Annotated in this window: 15 protein-coding genes and 1 pseudogene; 8 read left to right on the top strand and 8 right to left on the bottom strand. The window is 59.5% G+C overall.

From position 1 onward, the window contains the following. Positions 1–56: 56 nt before the first annotated feature. Positions 57–1,529 carry a S10 family peptidase gene (locus ACPS74_RS07230; RefSeq protein WP_051381775.1) on the bottom strand — a complete coding sequence of 491 codons (1,473 nt, stop codon included), beginning with the start codon at positions 1,527–1,529 and terminating at the stop codon, positions 57–59. A gap of 62 nt (positions 1,530–1,591) precedes the next feature. Beyond that, on the bottom strand, positions 1,592–2,152 hold the full coding sequence (locus ACPS74_RS07225) for a TetR/AcrR family transcriptional regulator (RefSeq protein WP_239753934.1): 561 nt from the start codon (positions 2,150–2,152) through the stop codon (positions 1,592–1,594). A 433-nt stretch (positions 2,153–2,585) separates the two neighbouring features. Between ACPS74_RS07225 and ACPS74_RS07220 the strand changes: the two genes are divergently transcribed. From ACPS74_RS07220 to ACPS74_RS07210, 3 genes are read left to right on the top strand one after another with little or no spacing between them, the layout of a single operon-like run. Continuing rightward, entirely contained in the window at positions 2,586–4,274 is a 1,689-nt protein-coding gene (locus ACPS74_RS07220; RefSeq protein WP_029650748.1) for an efflux transporter outer membrane subunit, read from the top strand. Between the two features lie 28 nt (positions 4,275–4,302). Further along, on the top strand, positions 4,303–5,445 hold the full coding sequence (locus ACPS74_RS07215; RefSeq protein WP_202968009.1) for an efflux RND transporter periplasmic adaptor subunit: 1,143 nt from the start codon (positions 4,303–4,305) through the stop codon (positions 5,443–5,445). Positions 5,446–5,461: 16 nt separating this feature from the next. After that, positions 5,462–8,545 carry an efflux RND transporter permease subunit gene (locus ACPS74_RS07210; RefSeq protein WP_029650752.1) on the top strand — a complete coding sequence of 1,028 codons (3,084 nt, stop codon included), beginning with the start codon at positions 5,462–5,464 and terminating at the stop codon, positions 8,543–8,545. 148 nt (positions 8,546–8,693) lie between these two features. Here the strand turns inward: ACPS74_RS07210 and ACPS74_RS07205 are convergent, their stop codons facing one another. From ACPS74_RS07205 to ACPS74_RS07180, 6 genes and pseudogenes are all read right to left on the bottom strand, one after another. After that, a complete protein-coding gene (locus ACPS74_RS07205; RefSeq protein WP_029650754.1) occupies positions 8,694–10,085 on the bottom strand; it encodes a glycosyltransferase family 4 protein in 1,392 nt (463 codons plus the stop codon). Between the two features lie 129 nt (positions 10,086–10,214). Continuing rightward, complete coding sequence (locus tag ACPS74_RS07200; RefSeq protein ID WP_239753942.1) at positions 10,215–11,330, bottom strand: glycosyltransferase; 1,116 nt, start codon at positions 11,328–11,330, stop codon at positions 10,215–10,217. A 187-nt stretch (positions 11,331–11,517) separates the two neighbouring features. After that, complete coding sequence (locus ACPS74_RS07195) at positions 11,518–12,159, bottom strand: sensor histidine kinase (protein WP_239755395.1); 642 nt, start codon at positions 12,157–12,159, stop codon at positions 11,518–11,520. Positions 12,160–12,243: 84 nt separating this feature from the next. Continuing rightward, positions 12,244–12,417, bottom strand: a pseudogene (locus ACPS74_RS07190) (two-component sensor histidine kinase); the annotation flags it as partial. 395 nt (positions 12,418–12,812) lie between these two features. Then, positions 12,813–13,544, bottom strand: coding sequence for a response regulator (locus tag ACPS74_RS07185; protein WP_239753950.1), 732 nt, complete (start codon positions 13,542–13,544; stop codon positions 12,813–12,815). Between the two features lie 139 nt (positions 13,545–13,683). Next, positions 13,684–14,574 carry a hypothetical protein gene (locus tag ACPS74_RS07180; protein WP_029650763.1) on the bottom strand — a complete coding sequence of 297 codons (891 nt, stop codon included), beginning with the start codon at positions 14,572–14,574 and terminating at the stop codon, positions 13,684–13,686. A 561-nt stretch (positions 14,575–15,135) separates the two neighbouring features. Here ACPS74_RS07180 and ACPS74_RS07175 point away from each other — a divergent pair. The 5 genes from ACPS74_RS07175 to ACPS74_RS07155 all read left to right on the top strand — a co-directional run bounded on the left by ACPS74_RS07175 (position 15,136) and on the right by ACPS74_RS07155 (position 22,484). Next, positions 15,136–16,059: a Cof-type HAD-IIB family hydrolase gene (locus tag ACPS74_RS07175; protein ID WP_029650764.1), complete on the top strand. Its 924-nt coding sequence runs from the start codon at positions 15,136–15,138 to the stop codon at positions 16,057–16,059. Beyond that, positions 16,056–16,997 carry a phosphotransferase family protein gene (locus ACPS74_RS07170; protein WP_029650767.1) on the top strand — a complete coding sequence of 314 codons (942 nt, stop codon included), beginning with the start codon at positions 16,056–16,058 and terminating at the stop codon, positions 16,995–16,997. Before ACPS74_RS07175 ends, ACPS74_RS07170 begins: the two co-directional genes overlap by 4 nt. A 129-nt stretch (positions 16,998–17,126) precedes the next feature. After that, positions 17,127–17,642, top strand: coding sequence for a superoxide dismutase family protein (locus tag ACPS74_RS07165; RefSeq protein WP_029650769.1), 516 nt, complete (start codon positions 17,127–17,129; stop codon positions 17,640–17,642). Between the two features lie 515 nt (positions 17,643–18,157). Further along, positions 18,158–19,324: an efflux RND transporter periplasmic adaptor subunit gene (locus tag ACPS74_RS07160; RefSeq protein ID WP_029650771.1), complete on the top strand. Its 1,167-nt coding sequence runs from the start codon at positions 18,158–18,160 to the stop codon at positions 19,322–19,324. Continuing rightward, positions 19,317–22,484 (top strand): efflux RND transporter permease subunit, encoded by a 3,168-nt coding sequence (locus ACPS74_RS07155; protein ID WP_029650772.1) that lies wholly within the window; start codon positions 19,317–19,319, stop codon positions 22,482–22,484. The genes ACPS74_RS07160 and ACPS74_RS07155 overlap by 8 nt, the downstream gene beginning before the upstream one ends. Positions 22,485–22,487 lie beyond the last annotated feature (3 nt).

Below are 22,487 nucleotides of genomic sequence, written 5' to 3'. Positions count from 1 at the left end.
TGTTTGAACAGAGGCTGTTCGAACGCGCCGCGAAGTGTCGGCGTCGGCGTTGTTTGTCAATTCCGTTCAACAGAAATTCGCGCCGTGTCGCGTAAAGCCCGACGGGATTCATCCCGCACATAAGGCATGTGCCCACCGGGCAGAACAACGAACTGCACGCGCGAACCATCGCCAAAGGCCGGAAGCTGGTCCAGCAAGAGTTTCGTCGCAAAATAGGGCGTAACGAGATCGGTAATTCCGTGCACGATGAGAACCTTGAGCCGCGGATCGAGCGCCAACGCCTCGCGCAAGTCTGAGACGGCTTCCGCGTTGACGCGCCCACCGCGCCCGTAATCCCATTGGTGCGCAACTTGCGCATTGAGGATTTCATATCGCGCGTCGTTTATTGGCCACTCTAGCTTTTCGGTCACGATCCGGCTCATGGCGGCGCCCAGCGGCGTGCGCAGCGTGTCAAGCACGGGATCCTCCCAGTCGCTATCTTGGGAAAAGGGCGCGGGGTCGAAGCCGGCAACTTCCCCATCATAAGCGCTCAGAATCCGCTGGTCGTCACGGGCCCGCTCGCGACTGAACGTCTTGACGTGCACACGGCCGCCGAGCTGCGACACAATCTTGCTGTTGAGACCAGTGAATTGCGCTACCCTGGCGCTCAGCCGCGACAGAGCGTCGGCATCCCGCACCCCCTTGAGCAGATCGGTCAGATAAGCGCCTCCGGCATATTCCTCGACGTCGGCAAGTGCGGCTCGATCCTTTGCGCCGCGCGTGACTGCTGCAAACGAAGGTAAGTAAGCCGCGTAGGACAGAAGATTGCGCGCGTCCAACCAGGTGAAGTCGAGGACTGGGGAGATGAGAATGAGACCTGTCACCCCCACGCTTTCGCGCTCTCGCAGCGCATGCACCAGTTTGACGGCGCGAAAACTCCCATAGCTCTCGCCGACAAGATATTTGGGGGAGGCAAGGCGTCGGTGTGTCGTCAGCCATTTGCGAAGGACGACTGCAAGCGCGTCGGCATCGCCTTGGACCGAGAAGAATCGCTTCCTGAGATCCTCGCTGTCGCCAACGATTTTGCTGTAGCCTGTGCCCGGCGGATCAACGAACACCAGATCGGCGAACGTGAGCCAGCTCTCGGCGTTCTCGACGATCGTGGGCGGCGCCGACGGCGAAAGCGCGTTGACCATGTGAAGCCGCCATGGCGACAGCGCGCCTAGACCGAGCCAGGCGGAGCCCGCGCCGGGTCCGCCGTTGAAGACGAAAGCAATCGGCCGGCTGAGCGATTCCGCGCCCGCGCGTTCATAAGAAACGTAGGCCACATCCGCCTGCGGCGCATCACTTTGGGCGTCCCGCAGATGCACGGCGCCTGCTCGCGCCGTGAACGCCACCTTCTCGCCGCCGAGCGTGATCGTATGGTTGGTGACGACCTCCGCCGGCAGACCGCGTGACGGAACGGATTGTTCGTTTACACTTTTCTTTCCCGCTGTCGCATCGTCCGCCCGGCATGGGAAGCAGCCGCCCGCGACGATTGCGGCAAGCAAGAATATCCATCGAATTGGCGGTTTACTCGTCATGCTTCGCCCATAGCAATCGCGTCGTACAATTAGTTTGAAGCGGTCTTGTTGCGACATCTCGCTGCAACGCGCGAAGTTCCCTCTCGCCTATATGCTCTCAGAAAAGCATCGATTCCGGCATCGACCATCGCGTTAGCGGAGGCTTCGGCTCTCGGTTCGAGACCAAGCGCGGTGTGAAGCGGCAAGTCTCCGCGGACTAGACTCAAAAAATGGCTCGCGGCTTCAGTCGCGTCTGTGAACGTCAGGAGGCCGCGGTCTTTGGCCTCTTCGAGCAAGGCGGCGACACGCATGAGCTCGTTTTTCGGCCCGCTTTCAAAGAAGAGCCTGCAGAGTTGCGGAAAGCGCATGCGCTCACTGGAAATCGCCTGAAAAAACGCCATCGACTCCGGGGTCAAATACACTTCGACAAATTGACGCGCGAAGCTTCGTAGGGCCTCGACAAGGCCGATGTCGAGATCGGGCATCTTCAGCCTGCTCGCTTTCAGGCGGCATTCCGCTTCGATCAAATGGGCGAACAAAGCTTCCTTGCTGGGAAAGTAAGCGTAGAGCGTCGCCTTCGACACGCAAGCGGACCGCGCGATCGCGTCCATGCTCGTCTCCGCGAAGCCCTGTTCGAGGAATAATTTTCGCGCAGCCTCGATTACGGAACATTCCTTCCGTCCCGCAACATGCGCCTCTGTCGATCCTGCCGTCGCATGATCCGCCGACGGGCTCTTCATGGCGGGGTCCTCAATTTCAATCTTTGTAGCGGTAACGCCGCAAGGACTCTGGCTTTCATTCAAGGCTCTGCCCCGCACCATAGGCTCATTCTCGCACCTTCGCCCGGGCTCAACCCGGCCTGTCGCCGTGGGGTGTGACTTATCTATCGGCCGACTTTTGAAAAGTTTCAAACTAAACGATCCAGTTCAATTTAACGTTGACAGGCGCCAAAGAGCAAGCATAAAACTGAACCGTTCAGTTTAACCTGGGTCCGATATGAGCTGGAGGGCGCCTCAAATATCCCGGCCGTTGCTCAACCCGCATGTGGGGGATCGCCTCGCTCTTGCGCTCGAAAGCCGGAAGGCGCGAAACATCGCCCAGAGCGATCGACGCCAAGGGACATTGATCAGCTCAAAGGGCAGGGCGGCGGCGCTGGGGCTTCTGCTTGCCGCGTTTCTTTCCGGCTGCGCTGTGGGCCCCGACTTTGTCGCGCCGGAGGCGCCCTTGGGCGCGGGCTATGCGGTAGGTAAGCCGGCTAACATCACCCAGTCGGCGGCCATCGCGGGCGGCGGCGCGCAAAAGCTCGTTCCTGGCCGCGACATTCCGGGCGAATGGTGGCGACTGTTCCGCTCCAAGCAGATTTCGGCGCTGGTGGCCGAGGCGGTGACCAATCATCCCAACATCGCCGCCGCCGAAGCGGCGCTGCGCCAGGCGCGCGAAACTACGGAAGCCGATGCGGCGTCCTTCTTTCCGTCGGCCACTCTGAGCCAGAGCGTCGCGCGCACGCAAATGACGACGGCGCAATTCGGCGGCTTCTCGCAAAGCTCCTCGTCGAGCGGATCGCAAGGCTCGTCGTCGAGCGGGGCGACGGCGCTACTTTATACGCTCCATAATTCGAATGTCGCCGTGTCGTTCACCCCCGACGTCTTCGGCAAGACGATGCGCACGGTTGAGAGCGATTTCGCCGCGGCCGAGTATCAGCGATTCCAGCTTGAGGCGACCTATCTGGCGCTGGCCGCCAATGTGGTGACCGCTGCGATCGCCGATTCCAACTACGCCTCGCAGATCAAGGTCACGCGCGATCTCATCGCCGCCTATCAGAAGCAACTCGACATATTGCAGAAGCGCTTCGAGCTCGGCGCCGTGAGCGCGGCCGACGTGGTGTCGGAAAAGGCGCTCGTCGCTCAAGCGCAAGCGACGCTGCCGCCGCTCGAAAAAGCGCGCGCGCAGACGCGCAATCAGCTCATGGCCTATCTCGGCCGCTTTCCCAATGACGATAAGGGCGAAGCGATCGACATTGAGCATCTGCATCTGCCGCGGGATCTGCCGCTCAGCCTGCCGTCCAATCTGGTGCGCCAGCGTCCCGACGTGCTTTCGGCGGAGGCGCAATTGCATCAGGCGAGCGCCAATGTGGGCGTCGCCACGGCAAATATGCTGCCGCAGCTGACGTTGACGGGCAATGGCGGCAGTCAGGCTTCGAATTTCTCGCAATTATTCTTGCCGCAGACCTCGGTCTACAATCTTGCGACGCAGCTCTCCGGCCAGGCGTTCGACGCCGGCAGATTGTTCCATCAGCGCGAGGCGAAGCTCGCCGCGCTGGAACAGGCGGAAGCGCAATATCGCGCCACCGTGATCAGCGCGTTCCAGAATGTCGCCAACGCCTTGCAGGCGATCAAGCATGACGCGGAGACGCTGCGTGCGCAGGTTGCGGCCGAAAAGGCCGCCGCCGAAAGCCTGGATATTTCGCAAGCCCAATATTTGGCTGGCTCGACGACCTATCCGACGGTCCTCAACGCCGCGCAGACCCTGCTCAACGCCCGTCTCAATCGCGTCCAGGCGCAGGCGGCGCGCTTCTCGGATACCGCGGCGCTGATGCAGGCGCTCGGCGGCGGGTGGTGGAATCGCCTCGACGAGACGCCGGCGTCGCTTCCCAAACCCACCGATCTCATTTCAACCCTGCCGATCGCAGCGGCGATACGCGCCGAGGCTGAGGAACGCTCCCGTGCCCGTTAACACGCTTTTGCAAGACCGTCTCGGATCGATGTTCAAGCCCATGATGATCATGCTGGCGGTCGTCGCCCTCGTGTTCGCAGGCCTTTACGGCTTCGTCAGTTTCCGCTCGATGATGATCGGGCGGTTCCTCGCCTCCATGGCCAATCCGCCGCAGACCGTGTCGGTGACGACCGCCGCCTATCGGGAATGGCGCCCGAAGTTTTCCGCCATCGGCACATTCCGCGCCGTCAATGGCGCGGACCTCGCGCTCGAAACTTCGGGCATCGTCGAGAAGATCCACTTCCAGTCGGGCGAGGACATCAAGGCGGGGCAAATTCTCATCGAGCTGCGCAAGGATACGGACAACGCCCGGCTCGAAGCCTTGAAAGCCACCGCGGAGCTCAACGCCATCAACCTGCGCCGCGACCAGTCGCAGCTCAAAATCCGCGCCGCGAGTCAGGCGACTGTGGATACGGACATCGCCAATCTGCGAAGCGCCAACGCCCAAGTCGTGCAGCAGGAGGCGGTGATCGCGCAAAAAACCTTGCTCGCGCCCTTCGCCGGAAGGCTCGGCATCCGTCAGATCGATCTTGGCCAATATATCGGCGCCGGTACTGTGATCGTGACCTTGCAGGCGCTCGATCCGATCTTTCTCGACTTTGTCCTGCCGCAGCAGGACTTGAATGGCGTCTCGGTCGGACAAACCATCGCCGCGACCGTCGACGCCTTTCCCGGCCAGAGCTTTACGGGCAAGATCGACGCCATCAGCTCCAAGGTGGATCTCGCAAGCCGCAACGTGCAGATCCGCGCGAGCCTCGCCAATGGCGAACGCAAGCTGCGGCCCGGCATGTTCGCTTCAGTGGAAATCGCGACCGGCAAGCCTCAACGCCTGATCACGCTGCCGCAAACGGCGATCGTCTATGCGCCCTTCGGCAATTCGGTGTTCCTTGCGCAAAAAAGCGAGGAGAGCGCCGATAAGAAGGCGCCGCAAGGCTCCGGACTCATCGCGCATCAAGCCTTCGTTCGGCTTGGGGAGGCGCGCGGCGACGAAGTCTCGGTGCTCGAAGGGGTGCCCGAAGGCGCCACGGTCGTCACGGCCGGTCAGGTCAAGCTGCGCAACGGCGCGCCGCTCGCCATTTCGCAAGAGCCGTCGCCGCCTATCGACGACTCTCCCAAGCCCGTGGATCAGTGAACGGAGATTTCGCAAGATGCGTTTCACCGACATTTTCGTGCGCCGCCCGGTGCTCGCCACCGTGGTGAGCCTGCTGATCCTGGTGCTTGGCCTGAGATCGCTGGCGACTTTGCCCGTGCTGCAATATCCGCGCACGCAAAACGCCGTTGTCACGGTGATGACGTACTATTTCGGCGCCGATCCCGCGACCGTCGCCGGTTTCGTCACGACGCCGCTCGAAAACGCCATCGCGCAGGCGAACGGCATCGACTATCTCACCTCGACGAGTCAGATCGGCGTGAGCACGATCACCGCCAATCTGCGGCTGAACTATGATTCCGGCAAGGCGCTCACCGAGATCAGCACCAAGATCGATTCGGTGCTCAACCAATTGCCGCAGGCCGTGCAGCGTCCCGTCATCACCGTCAAGATCGGCCAAACGACCGACGCCATGTACATTGGCTTCAACAGCGACATCCTCACGCCGAGCCAGGTGACCGACTATCTCATCCGCGTCGTGCAGCCGCGTTTGCAATCGGTGCCAGGCGTGCAGACCGCGGAGCTCATCGGCGGCAAGACCTTTGCGCTCAGAGCCTGGCTCGATCCGGTGAAGCTCGCCGCCTATGGGCTCACCGCCAGCGAAGTGGCGGCGTCCCTCCAGAGCAACGACTATATCGCCGGCCTCGGCTCGACCAAGGGCCAATGGGTTCAGGTCAATCTCTCGGCGGCGACGTCGCTCCATTCACTCGAGGAGTTTCGCAACCTCGTCGTCAAGCAGGTGAACGGCGCCAATGTGAAGCTGCGCGACGTCGCCAATGTCACGCTCGGCGCGGACGATTATGAATCCTCGGTGTCGTTCGATGGCAAGCAGGCGGTTTATATCGGCATTCTGGTGGCGCCGAACGCGAATTTGCTCGATGTAGTCAAAGGCGTCAAAGACGCCTATCCCGACATTGTCAAAGCGCTGCCGCAAGGCTTGAATAGCGAGATCGTCTACGACACGACGAATTTCGTGAACAGCTCCATTGACGAGGTGATTCACACGCTGATCGAAGCGGTCCTCATCGTCACCGCCGTCGTCTTCGTGTTTTTGGGATCGTGGCGCTCGGTGCTGATCCCGATCATGGCGATCCCGCTTTCGCTCATCGGCTCGCTGACGTTTCTCCTCGCGCTCGGCTTCTCGATCAATCTGCTGACGCTTCTGGCGCTGGTGCTGGCGATCGGCCTCGTGGTCGACGACGCCATCATTGTCGTCGAAAACGTCAACCGGCATCTCGGCGAAGGCCTGACGCCTGTCGACGCCGCGCTGCTGGCGGCGCGCGAACTCGCCGGACCGATCATCGCCATGACGATCGTGCTGATCGCCGTCTATGTGCCGATCGGCTTTCAGGGCGGCCTCACCGGCGCGCTCTTTGTCGAATTCGCTTTCACTCTGGCGGCGGCGGTCACCGTGTCGGGCATCGTCGCGCTCACTTTGTCGCCGGTGAGTTGCGCTCTCGCGCTCAAGCCCCCGAAGCGAGGCGAGGAGACGCTTGAGTCCCGCATCGTCGGCTTTATCGATGCGCGGATGGACGCCGTCCGGGTCCGCTATCACCGGCTGCTGGACTCCTCCCTCAATTACGTCCCGGTGACGCTCGTCTTCGGTGGGCTGGTGCTCTCGAGCATCTATTGGCTCTACGCCAGCGCCAAGAGCGAACTCGCGCCAAACGAGGATCAGGGCATCATTCTGGCGCAGGCGACTCCGGCGCCCAACGCCACTCTCCAACAAAAGCTGTACTACGCCGATCAGGCCTATAAAATCATCGCCAAGCATCCAGAGACCGACAGCGTGTTCCAGATCAATTCGCCGGCGGCGAATCTGTCCGGCGTCGTGCTCAAGCCCGCGGATGAGCGCAAGGTCGGCGCGGAGGACTTGCAGCATATGCTCCAGCAGGAGCTGAGCGCCGTTGCAGGCGTGCGCTTCGTCGCCTTCCAGCCGCCGCCGCTTCCGGGCTCGATGGGCTTGCCGATTCAATTCGTGTTCCAGAGCACCGACCCTTTCGAGAAGATGGACGGCATCTCCCGCGAATTCCTGTCGAAGGCTCTGGCGACGGGAAAGTTCATGTTCCTCGACACCGATCTCAAGATCGACCAGCCGCAGTTGTCGCTTGTCATCGACCGCGAAAAGACCGCGCAACTCGGCCTGAGAATGATCGACGTCGGCGGCGCGCTCACCACCGCGCTGAGCGGCGGCTATACGCAATATTTCGGGCTCGCCGGCCGTTCGTACAAAGTCATTCCGCAGGTCGCCCAACGGTTTCGACTGAATCCGGATCAGATCTTGAATTATTACATCAAGACGGCGGACGGCTCCTTGGCGCCGCTCTCGACGGTCGCCAAGCTCGAAACCGCCATCGTTCCCGAGTCGCTCAATCATTTCCAGCAGATTAATTCTGTGACGATTTCTGGCGTGGCCGCGCCTGGCGTCATCGCCGGCGAGGCGCTCGACACGCTGAAAGAGATCGCGCGCACGGTTTTGCCCTCGACCTATACGATCGACTACGCCGGACCCTCGCGTCAGTTCATTCAGGAGTCGAGCGGCTTCGCGGTGACGTTTGGCTTCGCCCTCATCATCATCTTTCTGGCGCTAGCCGCGCAATTCGAGAGCTTCCGCGATCCGCTGATCATTCTCGTATCCGTCCCAATGTCCATCGCCGGCGCGCTGGTTTTCATCATGCTCGGCTTTGGCGGCGCGAGCATCAACATTTACACGCAGGTTGGCCTGGTGACGTTGATGGGCCTGATCAGCAAACACGGCATTCTGATCGTGGAGTTCGCCAATGAATTGCAACACAGCGGGATGTCGAAACGGGAAGCGATCCTGGAGGCCACGTCCATTCGCCTGCGTCCGATCCTTATGACCACCGCGGCGATGGTGCTCGGCGTCTTCCCGCTCATCATGGCGGCGGGCGCGGGCGCGGCGTCGCGCTTCAACATGGGGCTGGTGATCGCCTCGGGCCTTTCGATCGGCACCTTGTTCACGCTGTTTGTTCTGCCCGCGGTCTATCTCGTCCTCGCGGCGGACCATTCAGGGTCACGCAAGAAGGCCGTGCTCGATCTTGTGTCGCCAGCGCATCCATAAGTGCGGTCGGAGATCGTTGTTAAAGGCATGAGGCCCAGCCAGCGGAGTTTGATCTCTTTGCGCCATGTTGCCGCGACTCAGCTCCCGTCTCGCGAGGAGAAATAGAAGCACGTGGGTCTCGCCGGTTGGATAGACGCTGGACTGCAAATCAGGCGGGGACCACCGCAGTGCGGGTCTGATAGGCGTCATTCAAGATGAGATTGGCGAGACTGCGCGCAGAATCGTCCCAGGAATAAATAGGCGCCTTTTCCTTTTTGATCGGTTCCCGATGGAGCTCCTCGATTTTGTCGGCCAAGTCGTTCGAGTCCAGTAAATTGAAATAGCGGACGTGGTCTCCGCCGATTTCGTGGAACACCGGCAAATCCGAGGCGATGACGGGAAGCCCGTAACGACCAGCTTCAACAAGCGGGAGGCCAAATCCTTCAATCATCGATGGATAAACCAATGCGCGCGCATGGGTGTAGCAGTGATGAAGATCGGCGTCGCTCGCCTTATCAAGCCACAGGAGACGTCGCCCAAATTCGCAGTGTTGTTTGATGCGATGTTGGAGAGATTCGCTTTGCCAGCCTCCTTGGCCAATGATGACGTAACGCGCGTCGACGCCGCTCGACCAAAGACGTTCGAAAGCGTCGAGCGCGATCGGATAACATTTTCGCGGTTCAAGAGTGCCCACGCTCAGAAAGTAAGGCGTTTCGCTGGTGGTCACGATTTTGGCCTCAGGAGAAACTGAGGAATTCTCTTGGTCGTCGAAATCTGCGCCGAGTCGCCACCAGCCGATGCGAAGATTCGGCTTGGTAGCGAGATCTTTGCGCGCGACATAAGCGATGAGATCTGTCGCAGTGCTCTTTGAGACGCATATGATGCGATCGCTTTTCAACACGAGCTTTTCGAACCACTCGTTGAATTCCTCAGTCATTCGCGGCGTGACGCTGAGCGGATGAATCAAGGGGATCAGGTCATGTATGACCGTTATGAGCTGTCCGCCGACATCAGCGAGCCGCTGAATAAGAGGCAGATGCTCGGAAAGCATGCTCCAGCTTGCATCGAGGAGCATGAATTTGTCGCCTTCCCTGAACGTGATCGACGCGGGGAGCAACGGATGATCGTAGTAGGAAAGAAGTTCGCCATTTTCGACAACGACGGGAAGCGCAAATCCATCCTGGATTGCTCTCTTGGCTATTTCGCGAACGACGCGCTGAACGCCGGTTTTCCCTCCAACACGTAGCGTTGGCGTTACATCGATGAAAATGCGGCAAGAGGAGATTGAGGAGAGCGTGTCGTCCGAGGCGAGTTCTCTTGGCAACAGAGGCCGACGCCTGAGTTTCAAGCGGTCGCGAGACCGTGATCCATTGTGCAGATGACCAAGTCCGAGCTGCTTGGTCACAGTCCAGTAGAATTCTCTCAATTTGAAGTAGACGAAAGCCGTTACTGGATCGAGCGCATCCGCCATGCGTCTGCGTTTCATTTCGAGGTTCTCTAGCTGAATCTGCGACGCGAGAAAAAGGGCGACCTCGCTTTCGTGTTCAATTTGCTGCGCCATCTTGCTCTTCTCCAGAGTGTACGCCGAAAGCGCGGACGCGCGCCGCCTCGGAAGATCGGGGTGCTTTCATCTTGGTTGTCTTTGCCGCTGCCCTTCGCGGCGAGAGAAAGGAGCGTCGATCGCGTCGGCTCACTTCGCTTGCATACGGGCCATCAACTTGCTTGCGATGTCGCCGAGGCGACTCGCATAACGCTCAGATGAGTATCTCTCTTCGTATAATGCGCGCGTATCGCTCGTCATCGGATCGCTTCGCTCGCTCATCCCACGACGCTTCATCATGGCGGCGGCGAATTCGCTGGCGTCGTCCGCGACGAACACGTTGCGAAGCTGTGATGGATCGATCCCCATTCCCCTGAAAGCCTTCGACGTCGCGACGACCGGCAGTCCGCTGGAGAGAGCCTCCACGGTTTTGATCGAGAGGCCGTGCCCTTCTCTGGTGGGGAGGAGAACTAGAGCTGCATCGGCGTAGGCAGACTGTATTTCAGCGACTCTGCCGCGGAACAGATTGCGATGCTCCTTATACAGGAGTCTGTCATGGCTTTTCACGCCATCGGCGATATCGCCAAAAATTGAAATCGATATTTCAGGCACGCGCGGCACAATGTATTTCAAAAACCATCGAACGCTGATGTAGTTGGCGGCGTTGTTGCCAGCGACGAAAATAGCGCGATCGCCACTGTCGTGAGGCGCCGCTGGGGCGATCGAGGGATAGATCAGCTCGTGTTGCGCGAGAGGCAAAAGCTGCTGAAACGCCGCATACTCTTCCGAATTTAAGTGAATGCAAACGTCCGCGCGCTTGATCCAATCGAGTTCGACGGCAAGCATGCTCCTATAGCCAACGTAAGGCGGGATGCTAAAGCCTGCGCGATTGCGGAGTTCGTATTGCCGAGCCTGGATGTCGTGAGTGTCGAGGACGACGGGAATACTGCGCCTCTCGCGCATCTTCTCGGCGAAAGGCAAGACGAAAAAGTGGTTGGCGTGAATCAGGTCAATAGCGTTCGTGTCGAGCGCTTCGGGAAGTGGCGCGCGCTTCACCAGCTCCACCAGCCAGGTTGCCTGATCGCCATGCGTTAAGGGCCACCAGCCGTCCTTAAGGAGCATTGTCCTGAAGAGATCAGGGATCGTGGCGGACGATTCATATCTCTCGTCGGCGGCGAGATCCTGACTATGCGCCCTGTAATCTTTCCAGCGTGCGCCGCGGCCGACCGAGGGCGTGACATCGTCCATGAGCGCAATGGAAAGCACACGCGCGCCGAGCTTTTTGTAGGCTCCTATCTGGCTAGCGATAACCTGGTGCGTCCCGCAAGAATGCCACGCAGGATGCACGACTGCGACTGTTTTACCCGATAGCGCGGCGCGGCCTGGACCTGATTGATGTATCGACATCCCGACGACCCCCTTTGGGCGTCAAGGTCGAACTCTCAGGGGACATTTATTTGCTCAATTCGTTTCGATTTGTTTCGAGGTCGGTTTTGGGCAGCGATACCCTCGCGATCAGGCCGCCGCCGGTCCGCTCATTCAGCGTGAGGCGTCCGCAGTGGGCTTCCACGATCGCGCGCGCGATCGCCAGGCCGAGCCCGAAGCCCTCTGTTGTGTTCGAGGACGCGCCTACGTCACCTCGCTCGAAGGGTTCCAGCATCAGATCCCTCCTTGCTTGGGGGATGCCTGGACCCCTGTCGGCAATCTCGACGACCGCTGCGTCATCGCTTTCGAGCACCCGGATTTCAGGGTTTTCCCCGTGTTTCACCGCATTGTCGATTAGGTTGGAGAATGCGCGTTCGAGATTGTCCGGACTGCCCAGAACGTTGACGTGATCGATTCCGTCGTAGCGCGCATTGGCGCCCACATCGACGAACTGATCGACGATCGCCTGCAACAGGCTCGCCAGATCCAGCGCGACGATCTCCTGCTGGAACCCACCGCGCAGATAGTCGAGGCAGCCGCCGACCATCGCTTCCATCTGGTCGAGGTCCCGCAGCAGTTTTGCTTTCGTTTCGCTGCTCTCAATGTATTCGGCGCGAAGACGCATCCGCGTGATTGGGGTCCGAAGATCGTGGCTGACCGACGTCAACATCCGCGTTCGCTGAGACGCCATCTCGGCAATACGACGCTGCATGCGATTGAAGGCCCGCGTCGCCTTGCGGACCTCTTCGGGGCCTGTCTCGGCGAGCTGCGCCGGAACACTGTCGAGTCCGAAGGATTCGGCGGCGTCCGCGAAATTCGTCAGGGGCCGCGTAAGCGACAGCGCGGCCCATAGGGAGAATATGAACAAGCTCACCGCGACGAAGCCCAGGGTGACGATCGCGAATCGTGGAAATCCGGAAGGCCGCATCGGAGCGTCGAGCAGGAATTGCTGCCCATCGTGCAACGACCCGCTAAATCGCTTGTTGTCATCATGCGCTGCGATCTCGACTCCGACGGGGAGGCGAAACCGAAAATAAACTGGCTGCGCCCCGTTGCGCGTGACGACTCCTGGCTCTGAGAGCGCGACGTGAAACCCCGGAAAGTTGTCGTTAAAACCTGTTGCGATGGCTGGCCTTTCCGCTGCGGAGGCGGCGTCCAACGCGGTTAAAGCCGCCACGACAATGGAGGCGCTCAGGTCGCGAGGGTGGCCGGGAGCGGGTTCGGACAGGAAAAGGATCGTCGTCACCGCCGCGTGGAACAGGCCGACGCATAAGAGGAGGAGAAGTCCCAGCTGCACATTGATGTTTCGGAGCGCAGATGTTCTCACTGGACGTTGACTTTCGCCGTGAACGTATAGCCCATCGAGCGGACCGTCTGAATGAGCGTCGGGTCTCGCGGGTCATTCTCGATCTTTTGACGAAGCCGGCTTATCAGGATGTCCACGCTCCGCTCGGTCGTGGATGACGCCTTGAGCTCCTCGCGCGAGAATATTTTTCCGGGATTGCGGCAGAGCGTCAGCAACAGGTCGAATTCCGCGCTCGTGAGGATCACCCGCACGCCGGTCGGACCCAACAGGCGCCGTGTGGAAGAGTCGAGGAAGAATCCAGAAAAGCTATAGGCGCTGATTTTCTGGGACGACTCAATATCCGGTGCAGTTCGCCGGAGGACGGCCCCGATGCGCGCGAGCAGTTCACGCGGAACGAAGGGTTTGACAAGATAATCGTCCGCCCCAAGTTCGATACCAAGTATCCGGTCCGTGTCTTCGCCGCGCGCGGTCAACATGATCAATGGCGGACTTCCCGTGTTTCGCAAGCGCATGCAGATGGAAAATCCATCCTCGCCGGGAAGGTTGACGTCGAGCACGATAAGGTCGACCTGCGCGCTTGCGAGAACCTCGTCCATCTGTTTGCCGTCACTGGCAAGCATCACCTCGAACCCGTTGTCGCTGAGATATTTCGATAAAAGCGATCGAATATCCTCGTCGTCCTCGACGACCAGGATCCATCGCCTATCGGCCGCGCTTGATGCGGGTTTGTTCAAGGTCGGAGAGTTCACCTACTCGCGGCTTCGAGCCAGCGGCGAGTTCCAAACCGAGAGTTCCGCACAGCTGTGTCGAGATTCTGGCGCGGTTGTTTCGTTTTGTTGCGCGCAACGCAGCGTATGACAGCCTCCAGTCGCTGGCGTCCTCGCTTCCTCACGCCCGCAGGCCGTCTGAATTCGAACGAACTCTGGCGGCGCTCAAGGAGTCAGCTTCGAAAAGAACGTCTGGATAGAACCGTAGCAGAAAATCTCGATAATGATGAAGGACATATAAGATAACTCCTCTCGGCAAAGCATCTCGCCATTCAGTGCTGCTTCCACAGCGATAATGCGACGAGAGATCTATCACTCCCTGTTGCCGGCCGGTCATTGCGGCAAACGTAAACCTATCAGGATCAGGCATCGTCGCCTTTCTCAAGACCTCCGTTCGAGACAGCAATTGGAAGAAATTGGCTGCGTTTGACGTGATGTCCTCCATGCGCAACGTGACGATCCGTGAGTCGTCATAATTCCACGAGATCATATCGCACAACGGACCGTTCGTCTCCGGCTGAAAGTGACGCGATTCAAGAAACGCCAAGGTCAAGGCCATGCCGACGTCTTGGTCTACTTCACTCAAAACACTCCTCTGACCAATCAGGAGGCGCCATCCATCAATCGGATGGGTTCGGAGGTGGGAGTAGTATGCGGAGACGACGACACTCAGAGGATTCCTTATAACGTGCATGCATTGCATGTCCGCAGATATATGATTCTTTATGCTGAAATAGTCAGCGTTCAGCGCGACAACGACATCATTGTCGGACTTAAGCGCCGTCTCTATAGTATATCCTGACTCTGGGCATTGACGCCCCCAGGGGATCGCGATGTATTTTAAATTGTTTTCGCGGCAAATATTCGCGACTATCGATGTTAGCCAGGTCGATGCGCTCTTATGATGCGTAAATAGTGCAAGTTTTCTGCGTTTTGTTAGAGCAGACTGAATGCGATTGGCAATGTAAAAAGCATTTATCACTGCTTGTTTTATACCTAAGTAGAACGGCATGCATTGCTCACTTCTTGATTGAGCAAGGGCGCCCGGAATGTTCCGCACGGGCGTGTCGAGATTCCGGCTGCTTAGTTTCGTTTTGTTTCTAATAAGCCAAGCGTGTCTAAGGTGTCATCGTGTTGAGTTTCAGTCGTTCGGACCTGAACTAGCGAAATGCAGCTTGCCCCTGTTTGCCGGCTCCTGAGCGGCGCAAGCGCGGCGGGTCACTTCGGCCGTCTCATTCCGGCGCCAGCAGAGAGCGGGCGCCGCTCAAAGGAAATGTCGGCCAGATGTCCGCCGTTGAGAAGGTTTGCGTAACAAGCGCCGGCCAGGCCGTTTGACGGCGCCGCCCAAGCGTAATCTTCGCGCGCGATCGGGCGCGAAGATTCTAGGAATCAAGGGCTGTCGCTTAAGCGCGTCGGCGCCACATAGGAACGGAGTGTCCGCCATCAAGCGCACGCCGACCTGTGGGCTTTCGTCTGGTTAAAACAGGCGCGATCACCATGTCTCCGGTCTCGATGCGAAAGCTCGCTGCTTTTGTAAGGACGAAACGCGGCGGTAGAGAATGGAGGACCGGGAATGGCGCTTAGGGAGCAAATCGACGAAGAGCTCAGGGCGTTTCTGGCGGAGACCAATTTCACCGGAGCGGGCGCGCTCATAACCGACCTTGACGGAACTGCGGTGCATGAGTTTGAAGGGCGGATCGTCATTCCAGATCCGGTCGCTTGCGGCTTGAAGCGCCTCAATGATCTTGGCCGCCCCATTGTGCTGAACACGCTGCGGTTTCCGTTGAACGTTATTCGCACCTTCGGGCGCGAGTGGTATTCGATCACCAATGCGCCCTTGCCGCTTGTCTCGCTCAACGGCGGCGTCGTCGGCTATCTCAGAGAAGATGCGTCTGGAGAGATCGTCTTCGAGGAGCTCGACGCTTTTCCGCTTGAGCCGCTGGAAATCGACGAGGTGCTGACGGGCGTGCGCGGGCTGCTTGCGAACGGAGTCGACGACCTTCTTGTCTTCTACTACACGCGCGACTGGACGCTGGGCGAGACGATCTGGACGCCTGTCCGGGAGAAGATCCCCCATCTTCAGACAAAATACACGAGCGCCTCGTCTATCGTCTGCCTCTCGCTGGATGATCTTCGCGAGTCCTTGATGGCCCAGGACATCTGCATGATGTTTCTGCTCGTCGACGCCCCGCAGGATCGCCTCATGGCCTATCAGCACGTCAAGCGTTCGAATTTCGCGACGCGCAAAGGCGTCGACAAATTGTTCGGCGTGCGCGCCATAGCGGACCGGCTCGGCGTCGACCTGCAGGCCTCTGTCGGCTGCGGCGACACGCCGATGGATTCATTTCTTTCCGGCGTCGGCCTTGCCGTCCATGTCGGATCGCGCGATCTGGAATATAAGGGCCTGCTGCGGACGGTGAAGATTGAAAGCTCCCAGGAGCTTGGCGAGCTGCTGGTTCGCCTTGGCGGGCTGGAGAGCGAGGCGATGCCACAATGACCGCTGCGCAAGAAGCGCCGATCGATCCGCGCAAGGCGCGATCCAATGCGGGCAAAATTATCGAGCATCACCTCGGGTCAAAGCCCAAGATCATCGTGGCGCGCGGCGGCGGCATCACCAATTTCGTGTTCGAGGTCCGCCACGCCGAAGGCGATTTCATCGTCCGCATGAACGCAACGCCGGACAAACTAAAGGATTATCTCAAGGAGCAATGGGCGATCACCAAGGCCAGCGAGGCCGGCGTGCCGACCGCGAAAATTCTCGAGGTCGGCGCCGACATTATCGGCATGCCTTACATGGTGCTTCCGAAAGTCGAAGGACAGGAGGCGACGCATCATCCCGAACGCTTCACAATTTTGCGTGAGATGGGGCGACTGACCGCTCTGATCCACTCCGTCAAGACATCGGGCTTTGGTCAAACGTTTGATTGGTCGGGCAATACGCTCTCGCGCAAAGAGACCTGGAAGGAGTATCTGCGCGGGGAATTGAAAATTGAAGCGCGCGTCGACCTGCTGGATGAGCAGGATATGCTGGACGCCGGCCAGCTTAAACGGCTGAGATCGGTCGTTCGCGACATGGAGCGCTGGGACCCGTCACCCGTTCTCAACCACGGCGACATGCGGCTAAAGAACGTGGTCGCCGACGCCTCTGGGGGGATCACCGCCGTGATCGATTGGGAGTGCTGCGCCTCCAACGTTGCGCCCTACTGGGATCTTTCAATGGCGCTTCATGATCTCTCGGTCGACGCCAAGCAGGAATTTCTCTTGGGCTATGGCCTGAAGGAGGAGAAGATCCGCGAAATGGCGCCGATTATAAAGGCCATCAATCTCATCAATTACGCGCCCTATGTGGAGCGCGCCGCCGCGGAAAGGGACAAAGCTCGGCTGGAACAATATCGCACGCGCCTCTCGGGGGCGCTGGATCTATATTCGCTTTGACCGCATTCACCCTTTATCCAGTCACACTTGGCACACAACGGTGGTCAGAGAGCCTGGAACTGTGCTGGCGCGCGTAATATCCTGCGACGCCGCGACGACCGTCGGTTCGCAAAGACGTGAGAGAGAAACATGTTCGACAAACTTGTCCTCGCCTTAGTTTCAATCGCGCTCATGACCGGCTTTGCATGCGCGGAGGAGCGAACCGCCGACGTCGTCGACAACAAAGGGAAGGGGATAGGCTCCATCGAAGTCAAACAGGGGCCGCATGGGGTCGTTCTTCGCGTCATGCTGCGGCCGGGCGCGCTCGCGCCGGGCTGGCATGGCGTTCATGTGCACGAAGTTGGCGACTGCTCCGACACCGAAAAATTCATGCACTCGAAGGGCCATGTCAATCCGTCAAATGCCGAACATGGGTTCCTCAATCCCAAGGGGCCGCACCCGGCGGACCTGCCGAATGTCTATGCATATTCGGATGGCTCCGCGCAGGCGGAAATGTTCGTCGACGGCGTGTCCTTGAGCGGCGGTAAGGTCAATCTCCTGGACGCGGACGGATCGGCGATCGTGGTGCATGCGAGCCCCGACGACCACATGTCGCAGCCGATTGGCGGCGCCGGCGCACGCGTCGCCTGCGCCGTGCTGAAGTAAGGTCGGCGGCTCTTGCGGCCACTTCTGGCGAAACTCGCCTCGGACGTTAAGAGGGTTTGCCCGCTGCAGAAACCTCAACGACGAGTTCCATTTCCTCGATCTTGAGGGCTTCAACACGGCAGCCCTCAATCCGGAAATCCAGGCGGGGCCGGCGAACATCGACTGCTGAATTCAGCCCAGGGCACGGCGCCATATTAGCCAGATTGGAACCGACGCCTTATTCAAGTGGGCGACTTCCTTAGCAAAAAATATGAACGGGCCTTTCCGTGATGATCTTCGGGGATACGGGTTCAGCGATCGAACCAATGTCACTTTAGCTCTTGACAGCAATATTGCAGAAACAAACCAGCAGCAGCTAAGTCATTAGGGCAGGTTGGCAGTCACCATTCCGTCGCAGTTGGCTGTCCTTAAGCTAGAAGGTGTTGACTATATCCCTTCCCTTGCGAATAAGCGGTGAGCCCTCGGGCATGAGTCTATTGAGCGGCAAACTGGACGTTAAACGGGCGCTGGGTCTGATGAACCGTGTTTCCTTGAGCCGGCGCCAAATCCTCAGCGCCGCGACGGCCGGCGCATTGGTCCTATTCGGCACGCTCATTTATCGCTTCGTTCCGGAGAAGGGTTTCTCCCGCCAGGAGACAGGGCAGCCTCAAGAAGGGCGACGCGCGCCACCGCTCATGCGCAAGGGTAAAGCGATCTTCATTCCCGAAGGCTCGCCCTATCGAAGTCACATCGTCGTCGCGCCGGTCCAGGTCCGGGACGTTAGCCTGAGCCGCATTGTCCCAGGCGCGGTCGAAGCCGATCCGGCGCGGACGGTGAGAGTATTGGCGCCCGTCAACGGACGAGTTAGCGAACTCAACATCGAACTGGGCGACAACGTAAAGAAGGGCCAGCCGCTGGCGACCATTGATTCTGGCGATTTGGCGCAGGCGGTGGCCGACGCCGAAAAGGCCAGAGCCACCGCGAAGCTCACCAAAAGCGCGCTCGATCGCGCGACGGGATTGAATAAGGCGGGCGGTCTCGCGCTGAGAGAACTGGAGCAAGCGCAGAATGACTTTCTGCAGGCCACGTCGGAATTGAAGCGGGCCGAAGCCCGGCTCGACGTGATTGGCGACAACAGCAAGCTCACCGGCCAGCGTAAGATCACGCTTAACGCGCCGATCGACGGCACAATTACGGCGCTGGATACGGCGCCCGGCGACTTCATCGACAACACCACATCGCCGATGATGACCATCTCCAATCTCGATCGCGTATGGGTCACTGCGAGCGTACAGGAGAAAGATCTCTCCTTTGTGCAGAAGGGGGAAAGGGTCGAAGTCTCGCTCGTCGCCTATCCCCACGAAGTGTTCGCCGGAAAAGTCGAAATTATTAGCCAGTTGCTCGAGGCGGACACGCGCCGCAACAAAGTGCGCATCGCCTTCGACAATCCGAACGGCATGTTCAAATTGAACATGTTCGCGACCGTGCGCTTCTTCTCGCCGCCGTCGCGACGCGTGGTTATCCCCCCTTCGGCTCTGATGATGGTCAATGATACGTCCAACGTCTTCGTCGAGGTCGCGCCTTGGACCTTCGAGCGAAGACCGGTCGATCCCGAAGCCGACATCGTCGGCGGCGCGGTTGTCGAGGGACTCGACGCCGGCCAGCGGATCGTCGTGCGGGGCGGGGTGCTCTTGAATGATTGAGCGCATCGTTGAGTTTTGCCTCAGGAACCGCGCCGGCGTGATATTGGCCACGGCGCTTTTGTTCGCCTTCGGCGTCTATTCCTGGACACAGCTAAAGATCGAAGCCTATCCGGAAATCGGCGACGTGACGGTGCTCGTCACGACGAAGGCGACGGGCCTTGCCGCCGAGGAAGTGGAACAGCAGATCACCGTTCCCCTGGAACGCGTGCTGGCGAGCACGCCAGGCTTGCTCACGATTCGCTCGACCAGCACCTTCGCCTTGTCGCTCATCACCATGGTGTTCAAGGACGGCGTCGAGGACTATTGGGCCCGCCAACGCGTGCTGGAGCGCATCGCGCAGGTGTCGCTTCCTCCCAACATTCAGCCGGCGCTAGGTCCCCTCACAGGTCCGACAGGAGAAATTCTCAGATACACTCTGGAGTCGGACGCCAAAAACGTCGAAGAACTCTCGGAAACCCAGCGCTGGATCGTGATTCCGGCGCTCAACCAGGTTCCCGGCGTCGCCAGCGTCGCCAATTTCGGCGGCGTCACGCGTCAGTTTCAGCTCCAGCTCGATCCGGTCGCGATGCAGCGCTACGGACTTGGCCTGACGGACGTCACCAACTCCATTGCTGCAAACAGCGCCAGCGCCGGCGGCAGCCGCATCACGCGCGGCGAACAGGCTTATGTCATTCGCAGCATTGGCCTCGTCCGCACCAAGGAGGACCTGGGAAATATTGTCATCGCCGAGCATGGCGGCGTCCCTGTGTTGACCCGCGACGTTGGAACGCCGCGATACAGCGCCCAGGAACGCGAGGGCATGCTGGGCAAGGATTACAACTCGAACGCCATTCAGGGCGTCGTGCAGATGCTGAAAGGCGAGAACGCGACGGTCGTTTTGAAGGCGTTGCACGACCGAATTGACGAACTCAACGCGCAACTTGCGCCTCAAGAGGTGAAAATCGTCCCCTATATGGACCGCAACGAGCTCGTGCAGCTCACGGTCTCGAAGGTTGCGCACACGGTGACGGAAGGCATCGTCCTCGTCGTCGTCGTGTTGATGCTTTTTCTCGGCAGCCCGCGAAGTTCGCTGGTCGTGGCCGCGACAATTCCGCTGTCGCTGGCCTTCGCCTTTATCCTGATGAATTTCACCAAGCTGCCGGCGAACCTTCTGTCCCTAGGGTCGATCGACTTCGGCATTATCGTCGACGGCGCAATCATCGTAACCGAATCGATTCTCACGCTGCGGGAGCACAATCCCGACCGCGAGCTTCGGGTGGGCGACGTTCAATTTGTCGTCGGGCAGGTGGTGCGGCCGATCTTTTTCGCCACGGTCATCATCATCGCCGGTTACGTGCCGCTTCTGGGTCTGGAGCGCGTCGAGGCCCGTCTTTTCTCGCCGGTCGCCTATACGATCGCCTACGCCCTGATCGGCGCTCTCCTCTGCACGCTGATGCTCGTGCCTAGCCTTGCCTATATGGCGTTGCGCTATCCGTCGAAGCCCTTTCACAACCGCGTGCTGGAGTGGATGGAGGCGCGCTACAAGGAACTGCTCTATCGCTGCTTGGAGCGGCCGGCGATCGTCTATGTCACGACAGCGGTCGGGGTTTGGGGAGTCGTCATGGCCGGCGGCGCCGTTGGACGCGACTTTCTTCCCAATCTCGATGAAGGCTCGCTTTGGCTGCAAGTGCAGCTGCCGAGCGGCATATCCTTCGAAAAAGCGTCCGATATGGCGAGCGATTTACGTCGCGCCGTGATGGAGTTTCCGGAGGTCTCCTACGTCATCACTCAGATCGGCCGGAACGACGATCGCACCGACCCCTGGACCACAAGCCATATTGAAGCGCCCGTCGGACTGAACCGCTACGACTCATGGCCCGAACGCGAGACGAAGGAACAATTCATCACCAAGCTGACCACCCACCTCAGTAAGCTCCCTGGGATGGATGTCGGCGTGAGCCAGCCGATTATCGACAACGTTAATGATCTCGTCAGCGGCGCTCACAGCGCGATGGTGGTCAAGGTTTTCGGTGAAGACCTCAGGGAGACGCGCCGCATTGGCAATGAGATCGTCGCCGCGCTGAAGACAGTGAAAGGCACCACTCAGACGTCTATCGTGCAGGAGCCGCCGATTCCGCAGATCGCCTTCCATATCGATCGCGCCGCGGCCGCGCGTTACGGCATTAATGTTTCGGACGTATCGAATATGATCCAGATCGGAGTCGGCGGCGCCTCCATCGGACAGATTTACGTCAACGACCGCAGCTACGACATGACGGCGCGCTTTCCGCTTCAGTCGCGCAGCAGTCCGGAAGAGCTCAGCGATCTGCTTGTGAAGGCGTCGTCGGGCGTGCAGATCCCCTTGTCCGCGATATCAAAGATCTCGTTGCAAAACGGCGAAAGCGCCATCTCGCATGAGAAGACAAAACGTGTGCTGACCGTTCGCCTCGACTACGCCGACCGGGATCTCAGCTCATATCTCGCAGAGGCGCAAAAGAAAGTCGCCGAGACTGTTTCTTACGACAAGCAGTTGAACAGCGTCGTTTGGAGCGGAAAATTTGAAAATCAGCAACGCGCACAGGCGCGGCTCGCGATTATCGTCGGCGTCGTGCTGCTGTTGATGCTGCTGATCCTTTACATTGGCTTCGCCAAGCTGCGAAATGCCCTGCTCATTCTCGGTGTGGTGCCGCTGTCGGCGTTCGGCGGTCTCATCGCGCTGATCATGACGCGAGAGACGCTGAACGTCGCGACGGGCGTGGGATTCTTGGCGCTTTTCGGCGTCGCGGTGCAAAACGGCATCATCATGGTGTCGCATCTCAATCGCGTCACGGCGGTGCATGTCGCGTCAGCGCGTGCGCGCCGGCTGGGCACGGACGTCGCGGGTGACGAAATCATCGGCGATGAGCGGGCGAACTTTCGCGATCAGGTCCTTGTGGGCGCGGCGGAGCGTTTCCGTTCGGTGCTGATGACGTCGGCCGTGCCAATGGTGGGGATGCTCCCGGCGGCGTTGGCGACGGGCGTCGGCAGCGACGTTCAGCGCGGCCTTGGCACGGTCATCGTCGGCGGACTGTTTGCGGCGACCGGGTTGATCCTCTTTGTTATTCCAACGCTGCATTTTGTGATCGAGCGCTTCGTGGAAAAGCGTACGAGCGGCAGCGCCAACGAGATCCTACGAGTTTGATCA

This window comes from Methylocystis sp. SB2 (assembly GCF_049817085.1).
Lineage (GTDB): Bacteria > Pseudomonadota > Alphaproteobacteria > Rhizobiales > Beijerinckiaceae > Methylocystis > Methylocystis rosea.
Note: the sequence above shows the minus strand (reverse complement) of the source record. Positions and strands in the feature narration are given on the sequence as shown.